Origin of the sequence: Comamonas odontotermitis (assembly GCF_020080045.1) — a bacterium.
In the GTDB taxonomy this organism is placed as follows: Bacteria; Pseudomonadota; Gammaproteobacteria; order Burkholderiales; family Burkholderiaceae_C; genus Comamonas; species Comamonas odontotermitis.
In genome coordinates this window covers 3806093-3831345 of sequence record NZ_CP083451.1, presented here as the reverse complement: position 1 = coordinate 3831345, position 25253 = coordinate 3806093, and the positions used below count along the sequence as shown (strand labels likewise).

Genomic DNA, 25253 nt, shown 5'->3' with positions numbered 1-25253 from the left:
TTGAATGAGCGAAAGATTACTTTTCGACGACTGCGAACAGGTCTTCTTCTTTCATTACCAGCAGCTCATTGCCGTCGACCTTCACGGTCTGGCCAGAGTACTTGCCGAACAGCACGCGGTCACCGACCTTCACGCCCATGGCGATGGCTTCGCCCTTGTCGTTCTTCTTGCCTGGGCCGACAGCCAGCACTTCGCCTTGGTCGGGCTTTTCCGCTGCGTTGTCAGGAATGTAGATGCCCGAAGCCGTCTTGGTTTCGTTTTCCAGGCGCTTAACGATCACGCGATCGTGCAGAGGACGCAGGTTCATAACAACTCCTTCAATATCAAATACCGGGTTTTGATGGGAAAAGGCCCAGCGCAAAGGGCTAAGCCTTGAGTGCAAAACGGTCAGGAATGGTGAACCAGAGCCGCTAACACAACCCAGCAAATCGTAGATTTACGGTTGAAACGAGGCGCGAGGCAGCAGGCAGTACAGATATACGACAAGGCCGAGCAACGACGTATCAAGGGTTGTGTTGGCGGCACTTAGCACTCCACCCCTTCGAGTGCTAATAATAAGGGTGTTTGATGACAGTTCAAGAGCGGGGGGTTAAAAAATCGGTGTTGGCCGCTCATGGTCTTGCAGGGTTTCAGGCGAAAATGAGAATAAGCACTTGCAGCGCAAGCGCATATAGCTATTGAAACAGGAGCAAATTGGAGCCTTCGTATCTCTTGAAGGAAGCCATCAGCTCGCCAGATCGACCTTCAGGGTGGCTGCAATCATCTGCACGAGCAGGGTTTCAGCCGTCAGGTAATCGGTGGGTTCAAGCTGGCTTTGGCCCAGCAGCAAAGCAAACTGGGTGCGCTGGTCCACGTAGCCCTGGGTCAGTGCCCAAATGGTGAACATCAGATGGGTGAAATCGACCCGCGCAATCAGGCCTTGCGTGGCCCAGTACTCAAACACGGCTACGTTGGCCGCCAGCAGCGGTGCAATGCGTTCGCGTACGGCAGCGCCCGCAAAGGGGGCACCCGCAATCATCTCCTTGGTGAACAGTTGGCTCGCAAAGGGGCGGTTGCGCGAAAACGCAAACTTGGCGCGGATGTACTCGCGGATCTGCTGGCGGGGATCACCATCTTTGGACAGGTCTGTCATGTGGACAAGCCAGTCGTCCAGCAGCGATTCGAGTACGGCCTGGTACAGCGCCTCCTTGCTGGGGTAGTAGTACAGCAGGTTGTGGCGGCTGAAACCCGATGCCGCGCCAATGGCCTCGAGCGAGGCGCCCTCGAAACCATCGCGTGCAAACACTTCTTCGGCGCAGGAGAGGATGTGGTTCTGCTTGCGCAGGCGTGCTGCCGACGGGCCGCGCAGCAGGCTGTAGCCCGAAGATGAATCCGCAGAGGCGGTGGAGGACGGTGACGCGCTGGACATGGCAACTCACAAGCTCGGATGGCGCCACAAGCTGGGACGGGCGCCTACCTGCCTATTGTGCGGCCAGATGCCATGCCCATTGTGTACTTTGACGCACAACAAAATGAACCCAGTCTTTCAGGTGTATGAAGTGGCGGCGGTCAACACGCTATGCGGAAGCAGTCCGTAATCGATTGTTCAATGCTAGTGTTTTTACCAGTGCGTAAAACTTTAATAAGGCTTTTAATGGATTTCAACAGCGTTGCGGCAACAGCAGCGCAGAAGATAAAACACCCACGATGAGGGCCTGATGAACCCTCCCCGGTTGGTGCAGCTTTGGAGGCGGACGGATTGCGCAGCATTCCGGTCTGCTTGGTGAGTTGTGGATGCGATGGCGCTGGGAAGGCGGCAGAGTGATGACGCCGCTCGAACTGGTGCTGATAACCCGGTCGAGGAGGATGAGTCATGGATGGATCCAAGGGATGCGGTGTGCGCGCAGGACGGCTTGGCGCGGATCAATACGCCGACAATTTTTCCGATGCACACCCGCCGCTGACGTGGGCGCAGGCATCGATCGAAGCCGAGCGCTGCTATTACTGCTACGACGCGCCCTGTGCCACGGCCTGTCCCACCGGCATCGATGTGCCCAGCTTCATTGCCCGCATCGCGCAGGACAATATCCGGGGCGCGGCCAAAACCATTCTCGAATCGAATCCGCTGGGCGGCATGTGCGCCCGGGTGTGCCCCACCGAGGTGCTGTGCGAGCAGGCCTGCGTGCGCAACACCAATGAGGACAAACCAGTGGAAATCGGCGCACTGCAGCGCTACGCAACCGACCGGTTCATGGCTGCTGGCGGCGCGCCGCTGTTCAAGCGGGCCGACCCCACGGGCAAGAAGGTGGCCGTGGTGGGTGCGGGCCCTGCCGGGCTGGCATGCGCGCACCTGCTGGCCTTGCAAGGTCACGATGTGAGCCTGCTGGACGCCAAGCCCAAGCTCGGTGGCTTGAATGAGTATGGCCTTGCCAGCTACAAGACCACCGATGATTTCGCGCAGAAGGAAATTGACTGGCTGCTGTCGGTGGGGGGCATTGCCCCACGAAACAACCAGCGGCTGGGCCGTGACTTTACCCTGGACAGCCTGCTGGCCAGCCACGACGCCGTGTTTCTGGGCCTGGGCCTTGCCGGTGTCAATGATCTGGGCATTGCCGAGCCAGCGGCCCAGGGCTTGCGCAACGCGGTCGATTTCATTGCCGATATTCGCCAGGCGAGCGATAAATCCACGGTGCCTGTGGGCCGGCGTGTGGTGGTGATCGGTGGCGGCATGACTGCGGTGGATGCCGCCGTCCAGGCCCGCCTGCTGGGCGCAGAAGAAGTCACCATCGTCTATCGGCGCGGACAGGATGCCATGTCGGCGTCGACTGTGGAGCAGCAATGGGCGCAGACCCATGGCGTGACGATCCGTCTGTGGGCAGCGCCGCAGGAGGTGCTGGTGGAAAACGGTGCGGTCACCGGCATACGCCTGGCAAGCACGCAGCTGGTGGATGGCAAGCTGCAGAACACTGGGGAGACCACGGTGCTTGCCGCCGACATGGTGCTCAAGGCCATCGGGCAGAGCTATATCGCAGAGCCTGCGGGTTCGCGTGTTGCGCTCAAAGGGGGGCGGATCGAAACGGACGATGACGGCCAGACCAGCGTGGAGCGGGTATGGGCCGGGGGTGACTGCCGTTGGGGCGGCCGCGATCTGACGGTGGAGGCTGTGGAGCATGGCAAACGCGCCGCTGCAGCCATGCACCGCATGCTGATGCGCGAAGTCGGCATCAGCGCATGACAGCGCGCAATACGCACCGTTTCCACTGAATCAAGGAGTCGTCATGGCCGATATTCGCAGCAATTTCCTGGGTATCCGCAGCCCCAATCCCTTCTGGCTGGCGTCTGCGCCTCCCACCGACAAGGAAATCAATGTCACCCGCGCCTACGAAGCCGGCTGGGGCGGCGTGGTCTGGAAGACACTGGGTGAGGACCCGCATGTGGTCAACGTCAACGGGCCGCGTTATTCCACGCTCATGTCGCAGGACCGGCGCGTGGTGGGCCTCAACAACATCGAGCTGATCACCGACCGGCCTTTGAAGACCAATCTGGAAGAGATGACCCGGGTGAAGCGGGCCTGGCCGGACCGCGCGCTCATTGCATCGCTGATGGTGCCTTGCGTGGAAGAGAGCTGGAAGCGCATCCTGCCGATGGTTGAAGACACCGGCGCCGATGGTATCGAGCTGAATTTTGGCTGCCCACACGGCATGAGTGAGCGTGGCATGGGCGCGGCAGTTGGCCAGGTACCTGAGTACATCCAGATGGTGACCGAATGGTGCAAGCACTACAGCCGTCTGCCGGTGATCGTGAAGCTCACGCCCAACATCACGGATGTGCGTTTTCCGGCGCGGGCGGCCAAGGCGGGCGGGGCCGATGCGGTGTCGCTGATCAACACCATCAATTCGGTGATGGGCGTGAACCTGGATACGCTGGTGATGCACCCCAGCACCGACGGACAGGGGTCGCACGGTGGCTACTGCGGCCCGGCCGTCAAACCGATTGCCCAGAACATGGTGGCCGAGATCGCCCGCGATCCGCAGACTGCGGGCCTGCCCATCTCGGGGATTGGTGGCATCACCACCTGGAAGGATGCGGCCGAATACATTGCGCTGGGTTGCGGCACGGTGCAGGTGTGCACCGCCGCCATGGTGTATGGCTTCAAGATCGTGCAGGACATGTGCGATGGCCTGTCGAACTACATGGACTCGCATGGTTTCAAGACCATCGATGACTTCTGTGGCCGTGCGGTGCCCACCGTCAAGGACTGGAAGGACCTGAACCTCAACCACATCGACAAGGCGGTGATCAACCAGGACAGCTGCATCCAGTGCGGGCGCTGCCATGTGGTGTGCGAAGACACCTCGCACCAGGCCATCTTCTATAACAAGGGCGAGGCGGGTGAACGCCGCTTCGAGGTGAACGAAGCCGAATGCGTGGGCTGCAACCTGTGCGTCTCGATCTGCCCGGTGCCCGACACGATCTCGATGCGCTGCCTTCAGCCCGGTGAGGTGGACGCGCGCACCGGCAAAGCCGTGACGGGCGAGTACGCCAACTGGACGACACACCCCAACAACCCGGCTCGGGTGACGGCGCAGGTCGCGCCATAAATGGCTGGCGCGCTATCACCTGTGGTGGCGCGCTTTTTGCTTTGTCAGAAGTGCCTACAGGATGGAACGCAAGATTTTGGATTTGGATGATTAGAACGTATTGAAAACACCTCTCAAGGAGTGAGCAATGTCCCATGACGCGCAAGCAGGAGGCGCCGCTGGCAGTGAAGCCGGCGGCCTCTGGAACCACGACCTCGCACCCACGCAAGCATCGCAGCGAACGTGGACGTGGTACCACTTCACGGCGTTGTGGATAGGCATGGTGATGTGCATTCCTGCCTACACGCTGGCAGCCAGCCTGGTGGAAGGCGGCATGTCGGCCATGCAGGCGGTCATGACCGTCTTCATCGCGAACGTGATCGTGCTCGTGCCAATGCTGCTCATCGGGCATGCGGGCGCCAAATATGGCATTCCCTATGCGGTGCTGGCGCGCGCATCGTTTGGCACCCGGGGCGCAAAGCTCCCGGCGGTTCTGCGCGCATTGGTGGCCTGCGGCTGGTACGGTATCCAGACCTGGTTCGGCGGCCTGATGATCTATACGCTGCTGGGTGTGATCATTGGCCATCCGCTCGAGAGCGAGAAGATTGCAGGTCTTGGCATCAACATCGCGCAGCTCATCTGCTTCCTGGTCTTCTGGGCCATTCAGTTCTATTTTGTGGTGCATGGCATTGAGTCCATCCGCAAGCTCGAGACCTACACCGCACCGGCAAAGATCGTGATCTGCTTTGTGCTGCTGTGGTGGGTGTATGAGAAGGCCGGCGGTTTTGGCCCGATTCTGGACAAGCCGTCCGCATTTGCCCCGGGCGAAGCCAAGGCGGGTCAGTTCTGGGGTACTTTCTGGCCGTCGCTCACGGCCATGATCGGTTTTTGGGCCACGCTTGCGCTGAACATTCCTGATTTCACCCGTTTTGCCCGGTCGCAGCGTGACCAGGTGGTGGGCCAGGCCATTGGCCTGCCTGTGCCCATGGGGCTGCTGGCGGCGCTGGCGGTGATCGTCACCTCGGCCACCGTCGTCATCTACGGCAAGGCGCTGTGGGATCCAGTGGATGTGGCTGCGCGCATGACCGGAGCTGCTGTGCTCATCGCGCTCATCGTGCTGCTGGTAGACACGGTGAGCGTCAACCTGGCTGCCAACTTGGTGGGGCCGGCCTACGACTTCTCTGCGCTCGACCCCAAGCGCATCAGCTACCGCACGGGCGGCTACATCACGGTGGCGATTGCCATCCTGATGATGCCCTGGAAGATTCTGGAGTCGACCCAAGGCTACATCTTTACCTGGCTGATCGGGTATTCCGCACTGCTGGGCCCCATTGCCGGGATCTTGATGGTGGATTACTTCCTCATCCGCCGCACGCAGCTCGATGTGCCCGAGCTCTACCGTGAAGGCGGCAAGTACAGCTATTCCGGCGGCTGGAACTGGGTGGCGGTTGCCGCATTCGCCTGTGGCGTGGCGCCCAATATTCCAGGCTTTCTGAATGCAGCGTTTCCTGCGAGTTTCCCGAATGTGGGGGCTATCTTCAAGGACTTGTATGCGTATGCATGGTTCATTGGCCTCTTCATTGCAGGCGTGGTGTACCGCATCGGCATGGCAAGCCATGTGGTGGCTTCTCAGGCCGCACTGCGGCGGGCGTGAGCGGAGCCCTGCACGAATTTTTGTGACCTGAACCCAAAGGAGAGACATGATGAGCACAGCCAGCCGCCCCCTTCTGATCCGTGGTGGCACCGTAGTGAACGCAGACCGTGAGGAGCGTGCCGATGTGCTGCTGGCAGACGGCAAGATCGTGGCAGTGGGCGAGGGGGCTGCGGCGCAGGCGCCTGCCGGCGCCGAAACCCTGGACGCCAGCGGCCAGTACGTGATGCCCGGCGGCATCGATCCGCACACGCACATGCAGTTGCCCTTCATGGGCACGGTCACCGCCGACGATTTCTTCACTGGTACCGCCGCAGGCCTGGCCGGTGGCACCACGAGCATCATCGACTTCGTGATTCCTGATCCGCAGGAGCCGCTGATGGATGCCTACCGCAAGTGGCGCGGCTGGGCGGAAAAAGCGGCATCCGACTATTCCTTCCATGTGGCCGTGACCTGGTGGAGCGATCAGGTGCGCGAGGACATGGGGGTGCTGGTGCGCGATGAGGGCATCAACAGCTTCAAGCACTTCATGGCCTACAAGAACGCCATCATGTGCGACGACGAAACGCTGGTCAACAGCTTCCGGCGCGCGCTGGAGCTGGGTGCAATGCCCACCGTGCACGCCGAGAACGGCGAACTGGTCTATCTGCTGCAGCAGGAAGTGGCGCGCATGGGCATCACCGGCCCCGAAGGCCATCCGTTGTCGCGCCCGCCCATGGTCGAGGCCGAAGCTGCCAATCGCGCCATTGCGATTGCCGATGTGCTGGGCGTGCCCATCTATGTGGTGCATGTGAGCTGCATCGAGGCGGCAGATGCCATTGCTCGTGCCCGTGCGCGCGGTCAGCGCGTCTATGGCGAAGTGCTGGCCGGTCACCTGATGATTGATGACAGCGTGTACCGCCATCCCGATTACGCCACTGCCGCAGCTTATGTGATGAGCCCTCCGTTCCGCCCCAAGGAGCACCAGGAGGCGCTGTGGCGCGGCCTGCAGGCCGGTCACCTGCACACCACGGCAACGGACCATTGCACGTTCTGCGCTGCACAAAAGGCAGCTGGCAAAGACAACTTTGCCAAGACGCCCAACGGCACCGGCGGCGTCGAAGAGCGCATGGCTGTGGTGTGGGATGCCGGCGTGAATACGGGGCGCCTCACGCCCAGCGAATTCGTCGCCATTACCTCGGCCAACACGGCCAAACTGTTCAACGTCTATCCGCGCAAGGGCTTCATCGGCGCGGGCGCAGATGCAGATGTGGTGCTGTGGGACCCGAAAGCCACCAAGACGCTGTCGGTGAAGACCCAGCACTCCAAGGGCGACTTCAACATCTTTGAGGGCCGACAGGTGACAGGCCTGCCCAGCCACACCATCAGCCGCGGCAAGGTCGTGTATGCCAACGGCGATCTGCGGGCCGAGAAGAATGCAGGCCAGTATTTCAAGCGGCCGGCGTTCGGCCCCAACTTCCAGGCGGTGCAAAAGCGCGCGCAGGAAATGGCGCCCACGGCTGTTGCTCGCGCGCAATGAAACAAGGAGATCGAACATGGACACGAAAGTGAAGACCGATACCAGCCAGTTGCGCGTCAATGGAGAGCGGCTCTGGAATTCGCTGATGGAGTTGGCCCAGATTGGTGCTACCGCCAAGGGGGGCGTGTGCCGTCTGGCGCTGACCGATCTTGACCGCCAGGGCCGCGACCTGGTGACGCGCTGGGCTAAGGAGGCAGGCATGACCGTTACCATCGACAAGATTGGCAATGGCTTCATGCGCCGCCCCGGCCGCAACAACAGCCTGCCGCCCATCATGACGGGCAGCCACATCGACACCCAGCCCACGGGCGGCAAGTTCGACGGCAACTACGGCGTGCTCGCAGGCATCGAGGTGGTGCGCACGCTCAACGACCACGGCATAGAGACGGAAGCGCCGATCGAGGTGGCATTCTGGACGAACGAAGAAGGCTCCCGCTTTGTTCCGGTGATGATGGGCTCGGGCGTTTTTGCCAAGGCATTTACGCTGGAGCACGCCTATGCCGCGAAGGACACCGAAGGCAAGAGCGTGAAGGACGAGCTTGCGCGCATCGGTTACATCGGCCCGCAGGAGCCGGGCGATCACCCCATTGGCTACTACTTCGAGACCCATATCGAGCAGGGTCCGGTGCTGGAAGACCACGACAAGACCATTGGCGTGGTGACCGGTGTGCTGGGCATTCGCTGGTACGACTGCACCGTCACCGGCATGGAAGCGCACGCCGGCCCCACGCCCATGGCGCTGCGCAAAGACGCGCTCCAGGTCGCCACCCAGGTAATGCAGGAGGTGGTGGCCTGTGCGCACCGCCACCCGCCGCACGGGCGCGGAACGGTGGGCATGGTGCATGTGCACCCCAACAGCCGCAATGTGATTCCGGGAGAGGTGAAATTCAGCATCGACCTGCGCAATGCGACCGATGCCGACTGCGAAGCCATGGATCAGGACATTCGTGCGGTGGCGGATCGTATCAGCCGAGAAACAGGGCTGCCGATCAAGATCGATCTGGTGTCCAGCTATACCGCGCAGCCTTTCAACCCCGATTGCATCGACGCCGTGCGGCGTGGCGCGCAGATGCTGGGCTATTCACACATGGATGCCGTCTCCGGCGCGGGCCATGATGCCGTCTACATGGCGCGTCTGGCGCCTGCGGGCATGATCTTCATTCCCTGCAAGGATGGCATATCGCACAACGAGATCGAAGATGCCAAGCCCGAGCACATCACAGCTGGCTGCAATGTGTTGCTGCACGCCATGCTGGAGCGGGCCGGCCGTTAAACCCTTGAGAGGCACTACGGGGGGCGCGTGCCCCTCAGAACGTGTTTGCGATCTCTATACAGCCGCGAGGAGATCGTAAACACGTTCTCAGGCCTGAGCCAGATCGCGCAGGGCCTGTCCGGTCATGCGGTAGCGAATCCACTCGCTCTGCGGCTTGGCGCCGAGGCTGTCGTAGAACTGGATCGAGGGCGTGTTCCAGTCGAGCACACTCCATTCGAAGCGGCCGCAGTCCTTTTCTACCGCAATACGGGCCAGGTGCCGCAAGATGGCCTTGCCCGCGCCACTGCCGCGATAGGCAGGGTCTACATACAGGTCTTCCAGGTACAGACCGTTGCGTCCTTGCCAGGTGGAGTAGTTGAAGAAGTAAACCGCAAACCCGATGGCCTGGCCATCCTGCTCGCAGATCAGCCCGTGTGCCGTCGCGCCTTCGCTGAACATGGTCTTGTGCACATGGGCGGGTGTCGAAAGCACCTCGTGCTCGGCATTTTCGTAAACGGCCAGGTCGCGCACAAAGCGCAGGATGGTGTCGGTGTCGTCGATGGTAGCGGGGCGAATGTGGAGGGCGGGCATGGTCAAGCGGTCTTGGTGAAATGTACGTAGTCTTGGATGCTGTGAGGCGCAGCGATACGGGCCCTGCTTTCAGTACGCAGTGAAACTGGGCACCAGGAGCTTCTGCAGAATCTGGAAATGGTCTTCAAAGAACTCTGCCTCGCGCGCCCGGATGGCGTCGATGCTGAGCCAGAAGGCTTCTGCGGCATCGTCATCGGCACGCACGGCGGGCTTGGGGCTCTGCTTCAGGTCAAAGTAATGCACATGGGTGATGGTGCGGCCGCGCTGGCTGCGGTCCGGGTGGTCGAACACGGTGACCGACTGCAGTGCGGCGCGGAGGCTGGTCTCTTCCAGTGTGCAGTGGGTCTCTTCCTGCAGCTCGCGCAGGCAGGATTGCCACAAGGTGTCGCGCGGCTCCAGAAAACCACCGGGCAGCGCCAGCAGGCCTTTTCCAGGCGCGTGGCCGCGGCGGATCACCAGCACTTCATTGCCACAGCGCACCAGGGCATCAACGGTGACGAAGACCGGCGGGTAGGGCGCGACCGCCCACGATTGGCGGTATTTGCGCAGCATCTGCCATTCGGTGCACAGTTCCGCATACGCAGGCGTCTGGCTGAACCGCTGCAGAAATGCCAGCGAACTGGCAGGCAGCATCTCTTTCAGCGGGCTCAAGTCGCCTGCCGGCCCGGCAGCCGGTGCACCAAAGTAGGCATCGCGGATGGGTGTGGCGTCAATGCTGTTCTGGCGCGGCAGGCTCACCAGATCCCAGCCGGGGAAGTGCGCGAGGTAGCTGCTGCTTGCATCCTTGAAGTGGCCCACAAGACCGATGCGTGCGCCGGGCTGGCTGTGGCTGGTGACGGCCTCGCGCACAGCGGTCACCCAGCGGGGCTCGTCGTAGTAATCACGGATCGGCACAAACTCCACACGCGCGGCATCGGCCGGGCTGAGTGCGCCGGCAAACATCTGCGCACGCTCCTGCCAGGTGAAGGGGTTCTTGGGGCTGCGCGCCTGGATGGCCGAGCCCAGTACCACGATGACCCTGGACGCACGCGCCAGTGCCTGTTGCAGCAAGGCCAGGTGGCCCAGGTGAGGGGGCTGAAAGCGGCCGATCAGCACGGCAAGGTCATAGGTGTCGGTCGTAGGGCTCATGGTGTCATTGTCGGTGCATTGCGGTTGCAATTTTCCAAGCTGGCGCTGCCCCCATGCGGAAGACCCGGGGCAAGAGCCTGGGTAGCAGCGGTGCTGTGGTGAGTCACGGATACCATGCCGCAATCGGCATCTGGCGGCCGGTGCCGAAGGCGCGGGGGCGCAGGCGCAGTATCGGCGGCGCCTGCCTGCGCTTGTACTCGCTGCGGTGCACCATGCGTTGCACCTTGGCCACCATGGCGCGGCCGTTTTCCGTCATCTGCAGGTTGCCGACAAAGACGCAGGCGGCTGTGTACTCCTGGGTGGACAGGCGCTGGCCTTCGATGAGAATTTTCAAGATTTCGTCCAGGATTTCATACGGCGGCAGGCTGTCCTCGTCTTTCTGGCCAGGCGCCAGTTCAGCCGATGGCGCTTTGTCGATGATGGCTTGCGGAATGATTTCGCGGCCTGCACTGTCGTTGATGTGGCGTGACAGCGCGAAGACCTCGGTCTTGTACAGGTCGCCGATCAGGCCCAGGCCGCCGTTGGTGTCGCCATACAGGGTGCAGTAGCCGACCGAGATTTCCGACTTGTTGCCCGTGGTCAGCAGCAGGTGGCCGAAGGCATTGCTGAATTCCATGAGGATGGTGCCGCGAATGCGCGCCTGCAGGTTTTCCAGCGGAAGACCCTGTAGCGGGGTGTTGAAGCTGCTCTCGAATTGAGAGCTGTAAGCGGCCACCAAATCTGCTATTGGGTGGGTTTTGAGCGCAATGCCCAGGTTGCGGCACAGTGCGACGGAATCATCCACCGAGCCGCTGGATGAGTAGCGCGACGGCATGGTGATGCCGACGACGTTGTCGGGGCCGAGCGCTTCGGTGGCGAGCGCCAGCGTCAGGGCCGAGTCAATGCCGCCGGAGCTGCCCACCACCACTTGCCGGAAGCCGCAGCGCCGGGCGTAATCGCGCAGCCCCAGGATGATCTGCTGGCGGTAGAACTCCATGGTCGGCAGCCCCTGTATGGCCGGGCGTTGCGTGGCCTGGCCGCTGGAGGTGCGGAACTGGCCATTGTCAAAGCCCAGGGTGCAGGTGGCTTCTGCAAAGCGAGGGGCCTCCCACACAATGCCGTCGCCGGGTTGCACGGCAAACGAGGCGCCATCGAACACGATCTGGTCCTGACCGCCGATCTGGTTGACGTAGAGGATGGGCAGGCCGTGGCGGGTGGCCGCTTCGCTGAAGATCTGGTGGCGCTGCTCGCGCTTGCCCAGGTGGCTGGGGCTGGCGTTGATGCTGACGACGACGTCGGGTGCAGCATCCGCCATGCGCTCGAAGGGGTTGGTGGCGTAGTCGGCACCGCTGTCGTTCCAGCCGTCTTCGCAGATCAGAAAGCCCACCTGTGCATTGCCGATCCGCAGTACCTTGGCAGCGTCGCGCCCCGGCTCGAAATGGCGGCGCTCATCAAAGATGTTGTAGGTGGGCAGCAATTGCTTGTCGTACTGCAGGCGCACAGTGCCGTCTTGCAGCACCAGCAGGCTGTTGTGCAGCTGCTTGCCGGGGCCCTGGCGGCGGGTGGGGGCGCCCACTACCCAGTACAGCCCGGGCAGCTTGCGGGTCTCTTCCCGCAGGCGGGCAATGCCGGCGTCCACGCGGGCGAGAAACTCGGGTTCGTCGAGCAGGTCCCCGGGGTAGTAGGCGGTGATCGACAGCTCTGGAAAGACCACCAGTTGCGCGCCTTCTGCCTGCGCCTTCTGGGCAGCCTGCACCATCTGATCGATGTTGCCGTCGATGTCGCCCACGGTCAGGTCCAGTTGGGCAAGGGTGATCTTGAGCATGGTCATTTCCTTCCATTTCCTCCCATGTCCGCACCCACCGGTCGCTCTGTCTGCTTCCGGTGGCGGGATGGTTGAATCAATATTTCACGTGGAAGACCTGTTTGAGGTACGCCAGATAGGTTTCGTCGTCGCACAGGGTCTTGCCCGGACTGTCGCTGAGCTTGGCTACCGGCTGGCCGTTGGCATGGGTGAGCTTCATCACGATGTTCAGCTGCTTGAGCCCCATGTCGTTGGCCAGTTGGGTGCCGATGCCAAAGCCGCACTGAATGCGGTCGGCAAAATGCTGGTACAGATCGAGTGCGGCGTCCAGCGTCAGGCCATCGGAGAACACCAGGCGCTTGGAGTTGGCATCGATGCGCAGCTTGGCGTAGTGCGCCAGTGCCTTTTCACCCCATTCCTTGGGGTCGCCCGAATCGTGGCGCAGGCCATCGAAGAGCTTGGCAAAGTACATGTCGAAGTCGGCGAGGAAGGCGTCCATGCCAACGGTGTCGGTCAGTGCGATACCCAGGTCGCCCCGGTATTCCTGCACCCAGTCTTCGAGTGCGGCGATCTGGAAGTCGCGCAGGCGCACGCCATGGGCCTGGTAGCTTTGCAGGTATTCGTGGGCCATGGTGCCGATGGGGACCAGGTTCAGGTCGCGCGCCAGCAGCACATTCGAGGTGCCCTTGAACCACTGCGCCGTCTGGCTGGCAAAGGCTTGCACCACCTCGCGCTGCCAGGGGCCGGAAAAGCGCCGACGCACGCCGAAATCAAACAGCTCGAAGGGATGGCGGTGCTTGGCTTCCTGCGCCAGCTCCTGCAGACGCACTATTTTTGCTCCGAGTCGTCTGCGCCCTTCGGCGAGGGCAGAGGCCTGGTCAAAGCGGCGGAAGTACAGCTCGTTGACGATGGACAGCACAAAAATCTCAAAGCCCATCACATGCACCTGCGGGCCATTGGCGACGATGTGCAGGCTGCTGCCGTCGGCCTTTACCTCGATGAAATCGCGCTGGAACTGGAAGATGCGCAGAAAATCGATGAAATCGCTTTTCATGAAGCGCAGGCTGGCGAGGTAGTCCAGCTCATCTTTCTTGAACTTGAGCGTGCACAGCGCGTCAATCTCTGTCCGCACCTCGTCCAGCAGATCCACCAGCGGAAACTCGGGCGTAGAGCGGCAGACAAAGCGGTAGGTGGATTGGGTTTGCGGATGCCGGTGCAGCATGGCCTGCCACATCGTGAACTTGTACAAATCGGTGTCGAGCAGGCTGGTGATGATGGGCTGCATACCGCGTCTTTCTCTATCAAAATGAGAGCTGCTGGCGCTTATCTATCAAGCGCTAGTGGTCAAAAATGCTTATAAATTGAAAGCAGTGCTGGTGGTGCAGCGTACACCGATGGCATGCATCTGCTGCAAAAAGGTTTCTTGTGCAGACTCAAAACCTGCAACCGGGCTCATGCAATCGGTCAGCAGCACGATGCGCGAGCAGTCGTCTGCTCCCCACAACGTGCCGATGTTCTGCACGATGTGCTCGGTGGTGGCGCGCACGCAGTGGCTGCCCGCCTCACCGGCAATCACCAGGGTGTCCGCCTGCGCCAGATGTTGCAGCAGGGCGGTGTTCAGGCCGGTCTCGGGGTCCTGCGGATCAGGCACCTCCGCGCGAATGGCGCTGTAGTGTTCGGTGAAGGGATTCATGCCTTTGAACACATGGCGCACAGCGCATTGGCGCGCGGTCTGCCAGTGGCGACAGGCGGTCAACACGTCGGCATGCACGCTGTGGCCAATGCTGCCGATCTCGCAGTGCAGCGGCCATACCATCAAGGTGTAGCTGCCCTGGGTTTCCAGCGTATCGAGATAGGCCAGTGTGCGATCGCGCTCGGCAGCGTTGCGGGGCGCGAAGCTGCCAGCACGCACCTGATCGGCGGTGATGGTGGTGAAGGGCTGCACCGCGCTGCCATTCCCTTGCTGCCAGAAAGCGGGATGGGCAATGTCATAGGCCTGGTGGGAGTCGAGCGTGATGGTGATGTTGTCCAGCCGCTCGCTCTGGCGCCCGATCCACTTTGCAAGGCGTTGCATGTCTGCATGGGCACCTGCCACCGGCAGGCTGGGTGCAAAAGGCATGCTGGTTGCAGCAGTAGCGGGGCGCCAGTCCTGGGGCAGGTCGCAAAAGTCGTTTTGCGGGTCGATGATGAGTAACTGTGTGCGGTGGCGCATGTCCGTCTCCTTCGATGTATTGCAGTCTATTCTAGTTAGAATAATTTTGCAACTAACTAAATGAATCAAGGCAAGGAAGATTCATGAGGAGAATGATGCATGCATATTGATGCCTGCGGGTGGCAGGGGCATACTGCAGCTTCATAAGAAATGCTTGGTACAAAAATGAATCAAAGTGAAACGGCACATGCCCATGTACTGACCAGCGTGGATGTCGTGGTGCTCACGCTGGTAGAGGGTGTGCTGAGTGTGGTGCTGGTCCAGCGCGCTCATGCACCTTTCGCCGGTGTCTGGGCTTTGCCGGGCGGGTACATCCATGCGGACGAGGACGCCGATGCCCATGCCAGCGCAGTGCGCGTGCTGCGCACCAAGGCGGGTATCGAGGGGGCCTACCTGGAGCAACTGGCCACTTTCACCGGCCCGGCGCGCGACCCGCGTGGCTGGTCGGTGGCGATTGCCTATTGCGCACTGGTTCCGCAGGAGAGATTGCCTGTGCAGCGTTCGGATATGAAGATTGTGCCTGTGGACGCGCCTGGCCAGTTGCCGTTTGACCATGGGCTGATCCTGCAAGCGGCGCTGGCACGCGTACGCAGCAAAAGCCAGTATTCATCGTTGCCCGTGCATTTTTTCGGGGAGACCTTCACCCTGCCGCAACTTCAGCTGGTGTATGAGGGCATTCTGGGCGAGCCTTTGAACAAGGTGAGCTTCAGGCGCAAGATGGATGAGCTGGGCATGCTTGAGCCCGTGCCCGGTGAAATGCTGGCCGGAGGCGCCCATCGCCCGGCGCAACTGCACCGTGTACGGCCTGCTTTCCGGCGACAGCTGGCGCTGAGTGTGCGGGGGTTGTGAGCGCTGAGTAGTACCCACGACAACCCATAAAAAAATCCGCCGGATTGCTCCAGGCGGATTTCAGAGAGGCTGAAAATTTACTTCAAGCCTGCAGCAGCGCGTAGCAATGCCGCTTTATCGGTCCGCTCCCACGTAAACTCAGGCTCTTCGCGGCCAAAGTGGCCGTAGGCAGCAGTCTTGCTGTAGATCGGGCGCAGCAGGTCCAGCATCTGGATGATGCCCTTGGGGCGCAAGTCAAAGTGCGCAGCCACCAGCTTGGCGATTTCCGCGTCGGGGATCACGCCGGTGCCTTCGGTGTACACGGTGATGTTCATGGGGCGTGCCACGCCAATGGCGTAAGCCACCTGCACCTGGCACTGGCGTGCCAGACCAGCAGCCACCACGTTCTTGGCCACATAGCGGGCAGCGTAGGCGGCCGAGCGGTCCACCTTCGTTGGGTCCTTGCCCGAGAAGGCGCCGCCGCCGTGGGGGCAGGCACCGCCATAGGTGTCCACGATGATCTTGCGGCCGGTCAGGCCGCAGTCGCCCTGCGGGCCACCGACGACGAAGCGTCCGGTCGGGTTGATCAGGTACTTGGTGTCCTGCAGCCATTCCTTGGGCAGCACGGGCTTGATGATTTCCTCGATGATGGCCTCAGTGAAGCTGGCCTTCATCTTGGTGGCAGTCTCCGACTGATCAGGGCTGTGCTGGGTCGACAGCACCACCGTGTCGATGCTGTGGGGCCTGCCGTCCACGTAGCGCATGGTCACCTGGCTCTTGGCGTCGGGGCGCAGGAAAGGCAGGCGGCCGTCCTTGCGCAACTGGGCCTGGCGTTCCACAAGGCGGTGGGCATAGTAAATGGGCGCGGGCATCAGCTCGGGCGTCTCGTCGCAGGCGTAGCCAAACATCAGGCCCTGGTCACCAGCGCCGGTATTGAGTTCGTCATCGCTCGCCTTGTCCACGCCCTGGGCGATGTCCTGGCTCTGCTTGTCATAGGCCACGAGCACGGCGCAGCCTTTGTAGTCAATGCCGTAATCGGTGTTGTCGTAGCCGATGCGCTTGATGGTGTCGCGCGCCACCTGGATGTAATCCACATTGGCGCCGGTTGTGATTTCGCCCGCCAATACCACCAGACCGGTGTTGGTCAGTGTCTCGGCCGCCACGCGGCTATGCGGGTCTTGGGTGAAAATAGCGTCCAGAATCGCATCGGAGATCTGGTCAGCCACTTTGTCGGGATGGCCTTCAGAGACCGATTCCGAAGTGAACAGAAAATCGCTGTTTGCCATAAACAAAAAACTCCTTCAGTACTTGGGCAATTGCGTTGCCCGAGTCCTTCAGGAGCTTGGCGAACGCTTTAGCAGTTTTGTTTTAAAGTCGCCCTGCAAGTTGCTCTTTAACTCAGCGACCCTCCTATTCTAATGCCTTTCTTGTTTCGACTGTTTGCTGCACTGCCATTGTGGCTATTGCATGGGCTGGGTGCTGCCATGGGGTGGCTCACCTTTGTCGCGTCTCCCACCTATCGCAGGCGGTTTGTGGCCAACGCGGCGCAGGCGGGCTACCGGTTTGCCGATGTGCGCCGCGCCGTTGCCCATGCCGGGCGCATGGTGGCCGAGGTACCGCGTCTGTGGTTTGGTCAGCCGCTGCCGTGCGAGATGCATGGTGCAGAGGTAATCGATGACGGTATTGCCGCAGGCAAAGGCATCGTTTTCCTGACGCCGCACATGGGCTGCTTTGAATTATCGGCGCAGGCCATGGCCCGCCGCTGGGGTGTGGTGCACGGGCCGATCACGGTGCTGTACCGCCCGGCACGCCAGGCATGGCTGGCCAGGTTGATGGAGACCGCAAGATCCCGCCCCGGGCTGGAATCTGCACCCACCACCATGGCGGGCGTGCGCCAGATGATCAAGGCCCTGCGCCAGGGACACAGTGTGGGATTGCTCCCCGACCAGGTGCCGCCCGATGGACAGGGCATCTGGTCGCCGTTTTTTGGCAAGCCTGCCTATTCGATGACGCTGGCTGCCAAGTTGGCCCAACAGACAGGTGCGGCTGTTATATTGGCGCGCTGTGTGCGCCGGCCCTGGGGGCAGGGCTTTGATCTGCATGTGCGCAAGTTGGCCGAGCCCTTGGCCACCGATATGGAAGCTGCCGTGATGCAGATCAACCAGGAGATGGAGCACTTGATCCGCGAGAGTCCTGAGCAGTATCTGTGGGGCTATGCGCGCTACAAGCAGCCCCGGAGTATGGTCGCGGCGGAGCCAGAAAGTCACAAACATGGGTAAGTTGTTTATTGGCTGGATGTGGTTGATGTCACACCTGCCCCTGTCGGTGTTGCGCGGCATCGGTTGGTGTTTGGGCCGCATCCTGTTCTATCTGGTGCCTTCGCGCCGAAAAATTGCCCTGCGCAATCTGGAGTTGTGCTTTCCGGAGGCGTCGCTTGCTCAGCGCAGGGCCTGGGTTAAAGAGAGTTTTGTTGTCTTCTGTCAAACTTGGCTTGATCGCAGCTGGCTGTGGTTCGCTCCGCAAAAAACGGTGGAAAAGCGCACCCGGATGACTGGCGCACTTGAAGAGCTGGAGGGGGATATCCCCACCATCATGTTCGCGCCGCATTTCTACGGTATGGACGCAGGGGGCACGGCGCTCACCATTTACTGCAACCGGCCGTTCACCTCGATCTTTTCCACCCAACCCAATGCCGATGTGGATGCCTGGATTCGCCAGGGCCGTCAGCGCTTCGGCGACGTGCGCATGCTCAACCGTGACGATGGCGTCAAACCCATCATTGCCAGCCTGCGCAGGGACCATGGCCTGCTGTATCTGCTGCCGGATATGGATTTCGGCCCGAGCGATTCGCTGTTCGTGCCGTATTTCGGCCAGGTTGCAGCGACGATTCCTTCCTTGTCACGTTTTGCGAAGCTGGGCCGTGCCAAGGTGATCGGCATGTACACCCGGTTGACGCCCGCCGGCTATGAGGTGACGATCTCGCCCGCATGGCAGAACTTCCCGACGGATGATGTGGTGGCCGACACCACGCGCCAGAACCGGGAGCTGGAGGCGCAGATCCGCACCATGGTGCCGCAGTACTATTGGGTCCATAAACGCTTCAAGACCCGGCCGGAGGGAGAAGCGTCGGTTTATTCATAAGAAAATAGCTGCTGGCGCTTGTGTAACAGTCGCTGATAGCTATCAAAAATGAAGCGATTCGGCCGGTAAGCAGCGGTGGGGCAGTGCTGCTGCAACAACCCTATGTCGCCACCGTACAAGGGCGGGGCGCAGCCTGTAACTAGAGCCCCTCTGCGAAACTCCCTGCTGCGGCCTGAACGCGGTCTCGGGCGGTCCGCTGCTTTGTCCTTTTCGTCAATAGCTACGGCCATTGCCTTTAAAAGACGCCTTGCGGCTTATCCCAGTCCCCGTCCCTCCCATCTGGCGAGGTTTTTGCAGAGAACCCCTTGGGCTATTCCAGTGACAGCGGCACTGTTTCGGGGTCTGCAACGCCTTCCGGGTGCGACCATTGCCACAGCAGTTGGGCCACCTTGTCTACGTTCTGCTTTTTCAGGGCGCTGAACATCATCACTTCGCCGCCACCGGCATTGAGCTTGGTGATCGACAGAATCTTGGCCTGCTCGGCGCGAGTCAATTTATCGGCTTTCGTCAATAAAACCAGAAATTTCAGACCTTGTTCGACGCGTGGGCGAATGATATCGAGCAATGCTTCGTCCAACTCGGTCAGCCCCAGGCGCGGGTCGCACAGCAGCACGATGCCAGTGAGGCTGGGGCGGCTGACGAGGTAGTTCACCATCACCTGCTGCCAGCGCTGCTTGTCTTCGCGCGACACCGCCGCGTAGCCGTAGCCCGGCAAGTCGGCCAACACAGCATCGGTCACGCCCTTCTTGCCCAGTGCAAACAGATTGATGTGCTGGGTACGCCCGGGTTTCTTGGATGCAAACGCTAGCTGGTTCTGTTGTGTCAATGTATTGATCGAGGTCGATTTTCCTGCATTGGAGCGACCCACGAAGGCAAATTCGGGCACATTGATGACGGGTAGTTGATGTAACTGGGCTGCTGTTGTCAGAAAGCGCGCAGTGTGCATCCATCCCATGGCAGACTTGCCATCAATGTTTGGCGCGTCTGCAACGGCTGGGGAGGTACTAGGCATTGTCATCATATGTTTTTGAATTCATCTAAGGTAGCATTGTAGGAGCCGGTCGTTCCGGCCGTGTGCATATAAACCAGATAAAGACCCTCGATATGAAGTTGATCGCCTCCCTGTTGACGACTGCTGTATTGGCTTTTTCGTCCGTTTCTGCATTTTCGGCATCGGAGGCCGCGCCCAAAATTGCCAAGCCGGATCTGGTGAAAGGCGAGGCCAGTTACACCGCCGTCTGCGCGGCTTGCCACAATGCAGACGGCAATTCTTCCATTGCCATCAATCCCAAGCTGGCGCAGCAGCATCCCGAATACCTCATCAAGCAGCTGGAAGAATTCAAGAGCGGCAAGCGCAGCAATCCAGTGATGCAAGGCATGGTTGCTGGCCTCACGGATGGCGATATGCGCAATATCTCGCACTGGCTGGCCAGCAAGCCGGGCAAGCTGGGCTTTGCCAAGAGCAAGGATACCGTGGCTCTGGGCGAGCGCATTTACCGCGGAGGCTTGCCGGACCGCCAGATCGCCGCCTGCGCCGGCTGCCACAGCCCCAATGGTGCGGGTATCCCGGCGCAATACCCCCGTCTGGCAGGCCAGAATGCGGACTATATTGTCCAGACCATGCACGACTTCCGTGATGGCAAGCGCAACAACAGCATCCAGATGTCGGGGGTGACTGCCAAAATGAACGACAAGGAGATCAAGGCTGTAGCCGACTACATCGCCGGCCTGCGCTGATCGCTTCCGCGCTGTCGGGGAATCGTCCCTGGCAGTTCAGGGATTACGGGTTATCCCTGGCAGTCTACCGTCTAAGATGGGCTCTCTACAGGGAACCTTGCTCGCAAGCGCTGACCCAACCGGGGCGGACTGATCGGACAACGACGGTTCGCCCTTTGCTTTTGTACCGATTGCGTTGTTGATACATGTCTGAACTCTCTTCTGTGCAGGGGCATGCGCCCAGGCCACGTCTTCAAGGGCGTGCACTGTACGAGCTTTTCTCTTCCATGCGCTTTGCGATTGCCCTGCTGACGGTGATCTGCATTGCCTCTGTCATCGGTACCGTGCTGCGCCAGCATGAGCCTGCAGCCAACTACGTCAACCAGTTCGGCCCTTTCTGGTCGCAACTGTTCATGGCGCTCAAGCTCAATGCGGTCTACAGCGCCTGGTGGTTTCTGCTGATTCTGGCGTTCCTGGTGACCAGCACCAGCCTGTGCATCGCCAAGCACGCGCCCAAATACCTGGCGGATCTGCGCAACTACAAGGAAAATGTGCGTGTGCAAAGCTTGCAGGCCTTTCACCACAAGGCGCAGGCGCATCTGGCTGAAACTCCGGCACAGGCTGCGCAGCGTGTGGGCCAGCAATTGGCGGGGAGCGGCTGGAAGGTGCGACTGCAGGAGCGCACGGGTGCTGGCCACGAGGGCTGGATGGTGGCTGCCAAGGCTGGCGCTGCCAACAAGATCGGGTACCTGGCCGCGCACAGCGCCATCGTGCTGATCTGCCTGGGCGGCTTGCTGGATGGCGATCTGATCGTGCGTGCGCAGATGCTGCTGGGTGGCAAGTCGGTCTATACCGGTGGAGGCCTGGTCGCGGAAGTGGCGCAGCAGCACCGTCTGTCTGCCAGCAACCCCACATTTCGCGGCAATCTGATGGTGGCCGAGGGGACGCAGTCCGACACCGCCATTCTCAGCCAGTCGGATGGCATCCTGTTGCAGGAGCTGCCATTCGCGGTCGAGCTCAAGAAATTCATCGTCGAGTACTACTCCACCGGCATGCCCAAGTTGTTTGCAAGCGATGTAGTGATCCACGACAAAGAAACTGGTGAAAAAGTCGAAAAGCGCATTGAAGTCAACCACCCGGCCAGCTTCAAGGGCATCGAAATCTACCAGTCAAGCTTTGACGACGGCGGCTCGCGCCTTTCATTGCGGGCCGTGCCGCTGGCGGCAGGCTTCAAGAGCTTCGACATTCAGGGCGAGGTGGGCGGCTCCACCTCCATCAATACCGGCGAGGGCAAGCCCCCGCTCACCTTGGAATTCACCGGGCTGCGCACCATCAATGTGGAAAACATGGGCGGCAATGGCGAAGGCCAGGACAGTGAAGGCGCTATCGATGTGCGCAAGGTGGATCTGAAATCGACCCTGGACAACCACCTGGGGGCGGGCAACAAGGTGCTCACACCCAAAGAGTTGCGCAACGTGGGGCCCAGTGTCAGTTACAAGCTGCGCGATGCATCCGGCCAGGCGCGCGAGTTCAACAACTACATGCTGCCCGTGGATACGGGTGATGGCCAGCCCGTTTTTCTGTGGGGGGTGCGCGATACCCTGGCAGGCCAGTTCCGCTATTTGCGCGTGCCTGCGGATGACCAGAGCAGTTGGCGCGGCTTCATGCGCCTGAAAACAGCCCTGCAGGACCCGGCGATGCGTGAAGCCGCAGTGGGCCGGTATGTGGAGGCTTCGGTGGCGCCAGATCGGGCAGAGTTGCGCGAGCAACTGCATGCCTCCGCCCTCAAGGCATTGACGATCTTTGCAGGTGCTACCAATGACAAGGGCGAGCGGGTCGCGGGTTTGCAGGCGATTTCGGATTTCATGGAGCAGAATGTGCCTGAGGCCGAGCGCCCCAAGGCCAGCGAGGTGCTGGTGCGCATCCTCAACGGCGTGTTGTTTGAGCTGATGCAGTCTGCACGCGCTGGAGATGGCCTGCAGCCTCTGGCGGCAGACGAGAAAACGCAGAAGTTCATGACCCAGGCCGTGCTGTCGCTCAGCGATGTGCAACTGTATCCCGAGCCCGTGGTATTTGAGCTGACGAATTTCGAGCAGGTGCAGGCGAGTGTCTTTCAAGTGGCCAGGGCGCCGGGCAAGCTGGTGGTGTACCTGGGTTGCCTGTTCCTGATTCTGGGGGTGTTCGCCATGTTGTATGTGCGAGACCGGCGTGTCTGGGTGTGGCTGGCTCCGCGGGACGATGGCAGCACGGACGCGCGCATGGCGTTGTCCACCAACCGCAAGACCATGGATGTGGACCGCGAGTTTGAAGGGCTGAGTGAGAAATTGTTGGGCGTCAAGCCTGTGGGAGGCCAGTGATGAATACCGCGACAACCGGCGTGCAGCAGCCGCCTGTAGGCAATGTGGTCAAAACCGTGCAACTGAGCGAAGGCTACTTCAGCGGTCGCTCTCTGTGGGACTGGCTGTTTGCCCTTGCTCTGGCGGCAGGTGGTGCTTATGCCCTGTTCCTGTATGGCCATCACATGGACGTCTACGAAAAAGGCATTCTGGTGGCCAGCGTGCCATTCTTCATCTGGCTGGGCTGGTTCTGGCGGCCGCTGCAACTGCTGATGGTGGTGGTGGCAGCGCTGTCGCTGCTGGCGATCGGCCTGTACCGGGTGGACGGTGCGGGCCAGCTTGCGCGCTCGGAGACGGTATTCGGCCTCAAGTACTTTCTCTCCAGCCAGTCGGCCATTCTGTGGATGAGCGTGCTGTTCTTCATGAGCACGATCTTTTACTGGATCGGCATGTTCTCCAGGGGTGAAGGCTCGGCGCTGTCGGTGATCGGCACGCGCCTGGCTTGGCTGGCGGTAACCATGGCCCTGGTGGGCACGATGGCGCGCTGGTACGAAAGCTATCTGATGGGGCCGGACATCGGTCACATCCCGGTGAGCAACCTGTATGAGGTGTTCGTGCTGTTTGCCTGGATGACGGCGCTTTTCTACCTGTATTTCGAGCAGCACTACCGCACCCGCTCGCTGGGAGCGTTTGTGATGCTGGTGGTGAGCGCTGCCGTGGGCTTTTTGCTGTGGTACACCGTGGTGCGCCAGGCGCACGAAATCCAGCCACTGGTGCCGGCTCTCAAGAGCTGGTGGATGAAGCTGCACGTACCGGCCAACTTTGTGGGCTATGGCACGTTTGCACTGGCTGCCATGGTGGCGTTGGCGTATCTGCTCAAATCGGCTACCCAGCGCGCGCTGTGGGTGGGCCTGGTGCTGGTGCCCGTGCTGGTACTGGTGCTGCCGCTTGGAGCTTTCCGCCTGGCGGGCGACCCCAATTTCTTCCCGGCCATCGACAAGACCTTGCGCATGGCCGTGCCGCTTCTGGTGTTTTTTGCGCTGATGATTGCTGCACGCAACTGGATCAACCGCGCCACACCCCGGCAGGAGGTGATGGATGACCTGATGTACAAGGCCATCGCCGTCGGGTTTGCCTTCTTCACGATTGCCACCGTGTTGGGCGCCCTGTGGGCGGCCGAGGCCTGGGGTGGCTACTGGAGCTGGGACCCCAAGGAAACCTGGGCGCTGATCGTCTGGCTGAACTATGCGGCCTGGCTGCACATGCGCCTGGTCAAGGGGCTGCGCGGTACCGTCTCGGCCTGGTGGGCGCTGGTGGGGCTGGTGGTGACGACGTTCGCCTTTCTCGGAGTCAATATGTTTCTCTCCGGTCTGCACAGCTACGGTACTTTGTAGAAGGCCGGGCTTGGCAAAAAGACTCCCTGCGGGGAGTTTTTTTATTTTCAGGGTGCAGAGCGGGGAATTTTTGTATTCTTGGCAAACTCCAATGCCTACCGTTTTGAGGAATTCGCCATGCTGATACAAGACAACGATAGCGGCTTTATCCACCCGAACAGCAGCGAAATCACTTCGCAGAGTCTGTACCTGCAGCGCCGCCAGTGGCTGCGCCTGGCCGCAGCGGGTGGGATGGCAGCAACTGGCAGTGCCGTCTGGGCACAAGGCAAGGCGGTGGAAGGGCTGGCGCAGATGACATCGGTCAAATCCACCGTTGCAGGGGCGATGACCATGGAGCCCCTCACTCCCTATACCGACGCGCGCAGCTACAACAATTACTATGAGTTCGGTCTGGAGAAGGAAGACCCGGCGCGCAATGCCCCAAGCCTCAAGACACGCCCCTGGACGGTGAAGGTCGAAGGCCTGGTGAACAAGCCCAGGACTTTTGGCATTGAAGAGCTGCTCAAGCTCAGCCCCATGGAAGAGCGTATTTACCGCCTGCGGTGCGTCGAGGGTTGGTCCATGGTGATTCCGTGGATTGGCTATTCGCTGTCCAAGCTGCTGGCGCAGGTGGAGCCGCAAGGCAGCGCCAAGTATGTGGAGTTCGTCACCCTGGCAGATGACAAGCAGATGCCGGGCCTCAAAAGCCGTGTGCTGGACTGGCCCTATACCGAGGGCCTGCGTCTGGACGAGGCCATGCACCCGCTTGCTTTGCTGGCTTTTGGCATGTATGGCAACGAACTGCCCAAGCAGAACGGCGCGCCGCTGCGCCTGGTGGTGCCCTGGAAGTACGGTTTCAAGAGCGCCAAGAGCATTGTCACCATCCGTCTGACCGAAAAGGAGCCGGGCACTGCCTGGAACAAGGCGGCACGCAACGAGTACGGCTTTTACTCCAATGTGAACCCGGGCGTGCCGCACCCGCGCTGGAGCCAGGAGACCGAGCGCCGCATTGGCGAGGGCGGCCTGTTTGCCAAGCGGCACAAGACCTTGCTGTTCAATGGCTACGAGGCGCAGGTGGGAGCGTTGTACGCGGGTATGGATCTGAAGAAGAATTTCTGAGAAAACTGGCCGCCAGGGATTATCCAGCAAGCGCTGCAACTCCTT

The 25253-nt window shown here is 61.0% G+C and carries 22 protein-coding genes; 12 read left to right on the top strand and 10 right to left on the bottom strand.

What is annotated here, in order from left to right:
* Positions 1 to 16: 16 nt before the first annotated feature.
* The 3 genes from groES to LAD35_RS17695 all read right to left on the bottom strand — a co-directional run bounded on the left by groES (position 17) and on the right by LAD35_RS17695 (position 1854).
* Positions 17 to 307 carry a co-chaperone GroES gene (gene groES, locus LAD35_RS17705; RefSeq protein ID WP_184706909.1) on the bottom strand — a complete coding sequence of 97 codons (291 nt, stop codon included), beginning with the start codon at positions 305 to 307 and terminating at the stop codon, positions 17 to 19.
* Between the two features lie 417 nt (positions 308 to 724).
* The gene (locus LAD35_RS17700; RefSeq protein ID WP_224150268.1) at positions 725 to 1408 is read right to left on the bottom strand and encodes a TetR family transcriptional regulator C-terminal domain-containing protein; all 684 of its coding nucleotides are present in this window, start codon (positions 1406 to 1408) and stop codon (positions 725 to 727) included.
* Positions 1409 to 1548: 140 nt separating this feature from the next.
* Positions 1549 to 1854: a hypothetical protein gene (locus tag LAD35_RS17695; RefSeq protein WP_224150267.1), complete on the bottom strand. Its 306-nt coding sequence runs from the start codon at positions 1852 to 1854 to the stop codon at positions 1549 to 1551.
* On the opposite strand from LAD35_RS17695, the gene LAD35_RS17690 reads away from it, so the two are divergent.
* From LAD35_RS17690 to LAD35_RS17670, 5 genes are all read left to right on the top strand, one after another.
* Positions 1853 to 3214 (top strand): NAD(P)-dependent oxidoreductase, encoded by a 1362-nt coding sequence (locus LAD35_RS17690; RefSeq protein WP_224150266.1) that lies wholly within the window; start codon positions 1853 to 1855, stop codon positions 3212 to 3214. The two genes, LAD35_RS17695 and LAD35_RS17690, sit on opposite strands and share 2 nt — an antisense overlap.
* A 43-nt stretch (positions 3215 to 3257) precedes the next feature.
* Entirely contained in the window at positions 3258 to 4580 is a 1323-nt protein-coding gene (gene preA / locus LAD35_RS17685) for an NAD-dependent dihydropyrimidine dehydrogenase subunit PreA (RefSeq protein ID WP_224150265.1), read from the top strand.
* Between the two features lie 127 nt (positions 4581 to 4707).
* A complete protein-coding gene (locus LAD35_RS17680; RefSeq protein ID WP_224150264.1) occupies positions 4708 to 6213 on the top strand; it encodes an NCS1 family nucleobase:cation symporter-1 in 1506 nt (501 codons plus the stop codon).
* A gap of 49 nt (positions 6214 to 6262) precedes the next feature.
* A complete protein-coding gene (hydA, locus tag LAD35_RS17675; RefSeq protein ID WP_224152778.1) occupies positions 6263 to 7729 on the top strand; it encodes a dihydropyrimidinase in 1467 nt (488 codons plus the stop codon).
* Between the two features lie 16 nt (positions 7730 to 7745).
* Positions 7746 to 9002: a Zn-dependent hydrolase gene (locus LAD35_RS17670; RefSeq protein WP_224150263.1), complete on the top strand. Its 1257-nt coding sequence runs from the start codon at positions 7746 to 7748 to the stop codon at positions 9000 to 9002.
* 87 nt (positions 9003 to 9089) lie between these two features.
* Here LAD35_RS17670 and LAD35_RS17665 read toward each other — a convergent pair whose 3' ends face one another.
* From LAD35_RS17665 to LAD35_RS17645, 5 genes are all read right to left on the bottom strand, one after another.
* Positions 9090 to 9572 (bottom strand): GNAT family N-acetyltransferase, encoded by a 483-nt coding sequence (locus LAD35_RS17665; RefSeq protein WP_224150262.1) that lies wholly within the window; start codon positions 9570 to 9572, stop codon positions 9090 to 9092.
* A 69-nt stretch (positions 9573 to 9641) separates the two neighbouring features.
* The gene (locus LAD35_RS17660; RefSeq protein WP_224150261.1) at positions 9642 to 10700 is read right to left on the bottom strand and encodes a bifunctional nicotinamide-nucleotide adenylyltransferase/Nudix hydroxylase; all 1059 of its coding nucleotides are present in this window, start codon (positions 10698 to 10700) and stop codon (positions 9642 to 9644) included.
* A 103-nt stretch (positions 10701 to 10803) separates the two neighbouring features.
* Entirely contained in the window at positions 10804 to 12504 is a 1701-nt protein-coding gene (locus LAD35_RS17655; RefSeq protein WP_224150260.1) for an NAD+ synthase, read from the bottom strand.
* A 76-nt stretch (positions 12505 to 12580) separates the two neighbouring features.
* A complete protein-coding gene (gene pncB, locus LAD35_RS17650) occupies positions 12581 to 13768 on the bottom strand; it encodes a nicotinate phosphoribosyltransferase (protein WP_224150259.1) in 1188 nt (395 codons plus the stop codon).
* A 69-nt stretch (positions 13769 to 13837) separates the two neighbouring features.
* Positions 13838 to 14695: a cysteine hydrolase family protein gene (locus LAD35_RS17645; RefSeq protein ID WP_224150258.1), complete on the bottom strand. Its 858-nt coding sequence runs from the start codon at positions 14693 to 14695 to the stop codon at positions 13838 to 13840.
* Positions 14696 to 14860: 165 nt separating this feature from the next.
* Between LAD35_RS17645 and LAD35_RS17640 the strand changes: the two genes are divergently transcribed.
* Positions 14861 to 15544, top strand: coding sequence for an NUDIX hydrolase (locus LAD35_RS17640; protein WP_224150257.1), 684 nt, complete (start codon positions 14861 to 14863; stop codon positions 15542 to 15544).
* Positions 15545 to 15621: 77 nt separating this feature from the next.
* Here the strand turns inward: LAD35_RS17640 and metK are convergent, their stop codons facing one another.
* Complete coding sequence (gene metK / locus LAD35_RS17635) at positions 15622 to 16809, bottom strand: methionine adenosyltransferase (protein WP_224150256.1); 1188 nt, start codon at positions 16807 to 16809, stop codon at positions 15622 to 15624.
* Between the two features lie 132 nt (positions 16810 to 16941).
* On the opposite strand from metK, the gene LAD35_RS17630 reads away from it, so the two are divergent.
* Positions 16942 to 17802, top strand: a complete 861-nt coding sequence (locus LAD35_RS17630) for a lysophospholipid acyltransferase family protein (protein WP_224150255.1) — start codon at positions 16942 to 16944, stop codon at positions 17800 to 17802.
* A complete protein-coding gene (locus tag LAD35_RS17625) occupies positions 17795 to 18664 on the top strand; it encodes a lysophospholipid acyltransferase family protein (protein WP_224152776.1) in 870 nt (289 codons plus the stop codon). The genes LAD35_RS17630 and LAD35_RS17625 overlap by 8 nt, the downstream gene beginning before the upstream one ends.
* A gap of 310 nt (positions 18665 to 18974) precedes the next feature.
* Here LAD35_RS17625 and yihA read toward each other — a convergent pair whose 3' ends face one another.
* A complete protein-coding gene (gene yihA / locus LAD35_RS17620; protein WP_224152774.1) occupies positions 18975 to 19682 on the bottom strand; it encodes a ribosome biogenesis GTP-binding protein YihA/YsxC in 708 nt (235 codons plus the stop codon).
* Positions 19683 to 19768: 86 nt separating this feature from the next.
* Here yihA and LAD35_RS17615 point away from each other — a divergent pair, with 86 nt between their 5' ends.
* The 4 genes from LAD35_RS17615 to msrP all read left to right on the top strand — a co-directional run bounded on the left by LAD35_RS17615 (position 19769) and on the right by msrP (position 25208).
* Positions 19769 to 20401: a c-type cytochrome gene (locus LAD35_RS17615; protein ID WP_224150254.1), complete on the top strand. Its 633-nt coding sequence runs from the start codon at positions 19769 to 19771 to the stop codon at positions 20399 to 20401.
* A gap of 185 nt (positions 20402 to 20586) precedes the next feature.
* A complete protein-coding gene (locus LAD35_RS17610) occupies positions 20587 to 22737 on the top strand; it encodes a cytochrome c biogenesis protein ResB (RefSeq protein ID WP_224150253.1) in 2151 nt (716 codons plus the stop codon).
* A complete protein-coding gene (ccsB, locus tag LAD35_RS17605) occupies positions 22737 to 24110 on the top strand; it encodes a c-type cytochrome biogenesis protein CcsB (protein WP_224150252.1) in 1374 nt (457 codons plus the stop codon). Before LAD35_RS17610 ends, ccsB begins: the two co-directional genes overlap by 1 nt.
* Positions 24111 to 24227: 117 nt before the next feature.
* Positions 24228 to 25208, top strand: coding sequence for a protein-methionine-sulfoxide reductase catalytic subunit MsrP (gene msrP / locus LAD35_RS17600; RefSeq protein ID WP_224150251.1), 981 nt, complete (start codon positions 24228 to 24230; stop codon positions 25206 to 25208).
* Positions 25209 to 25253 lie beyond the last annotated feature (45 nt).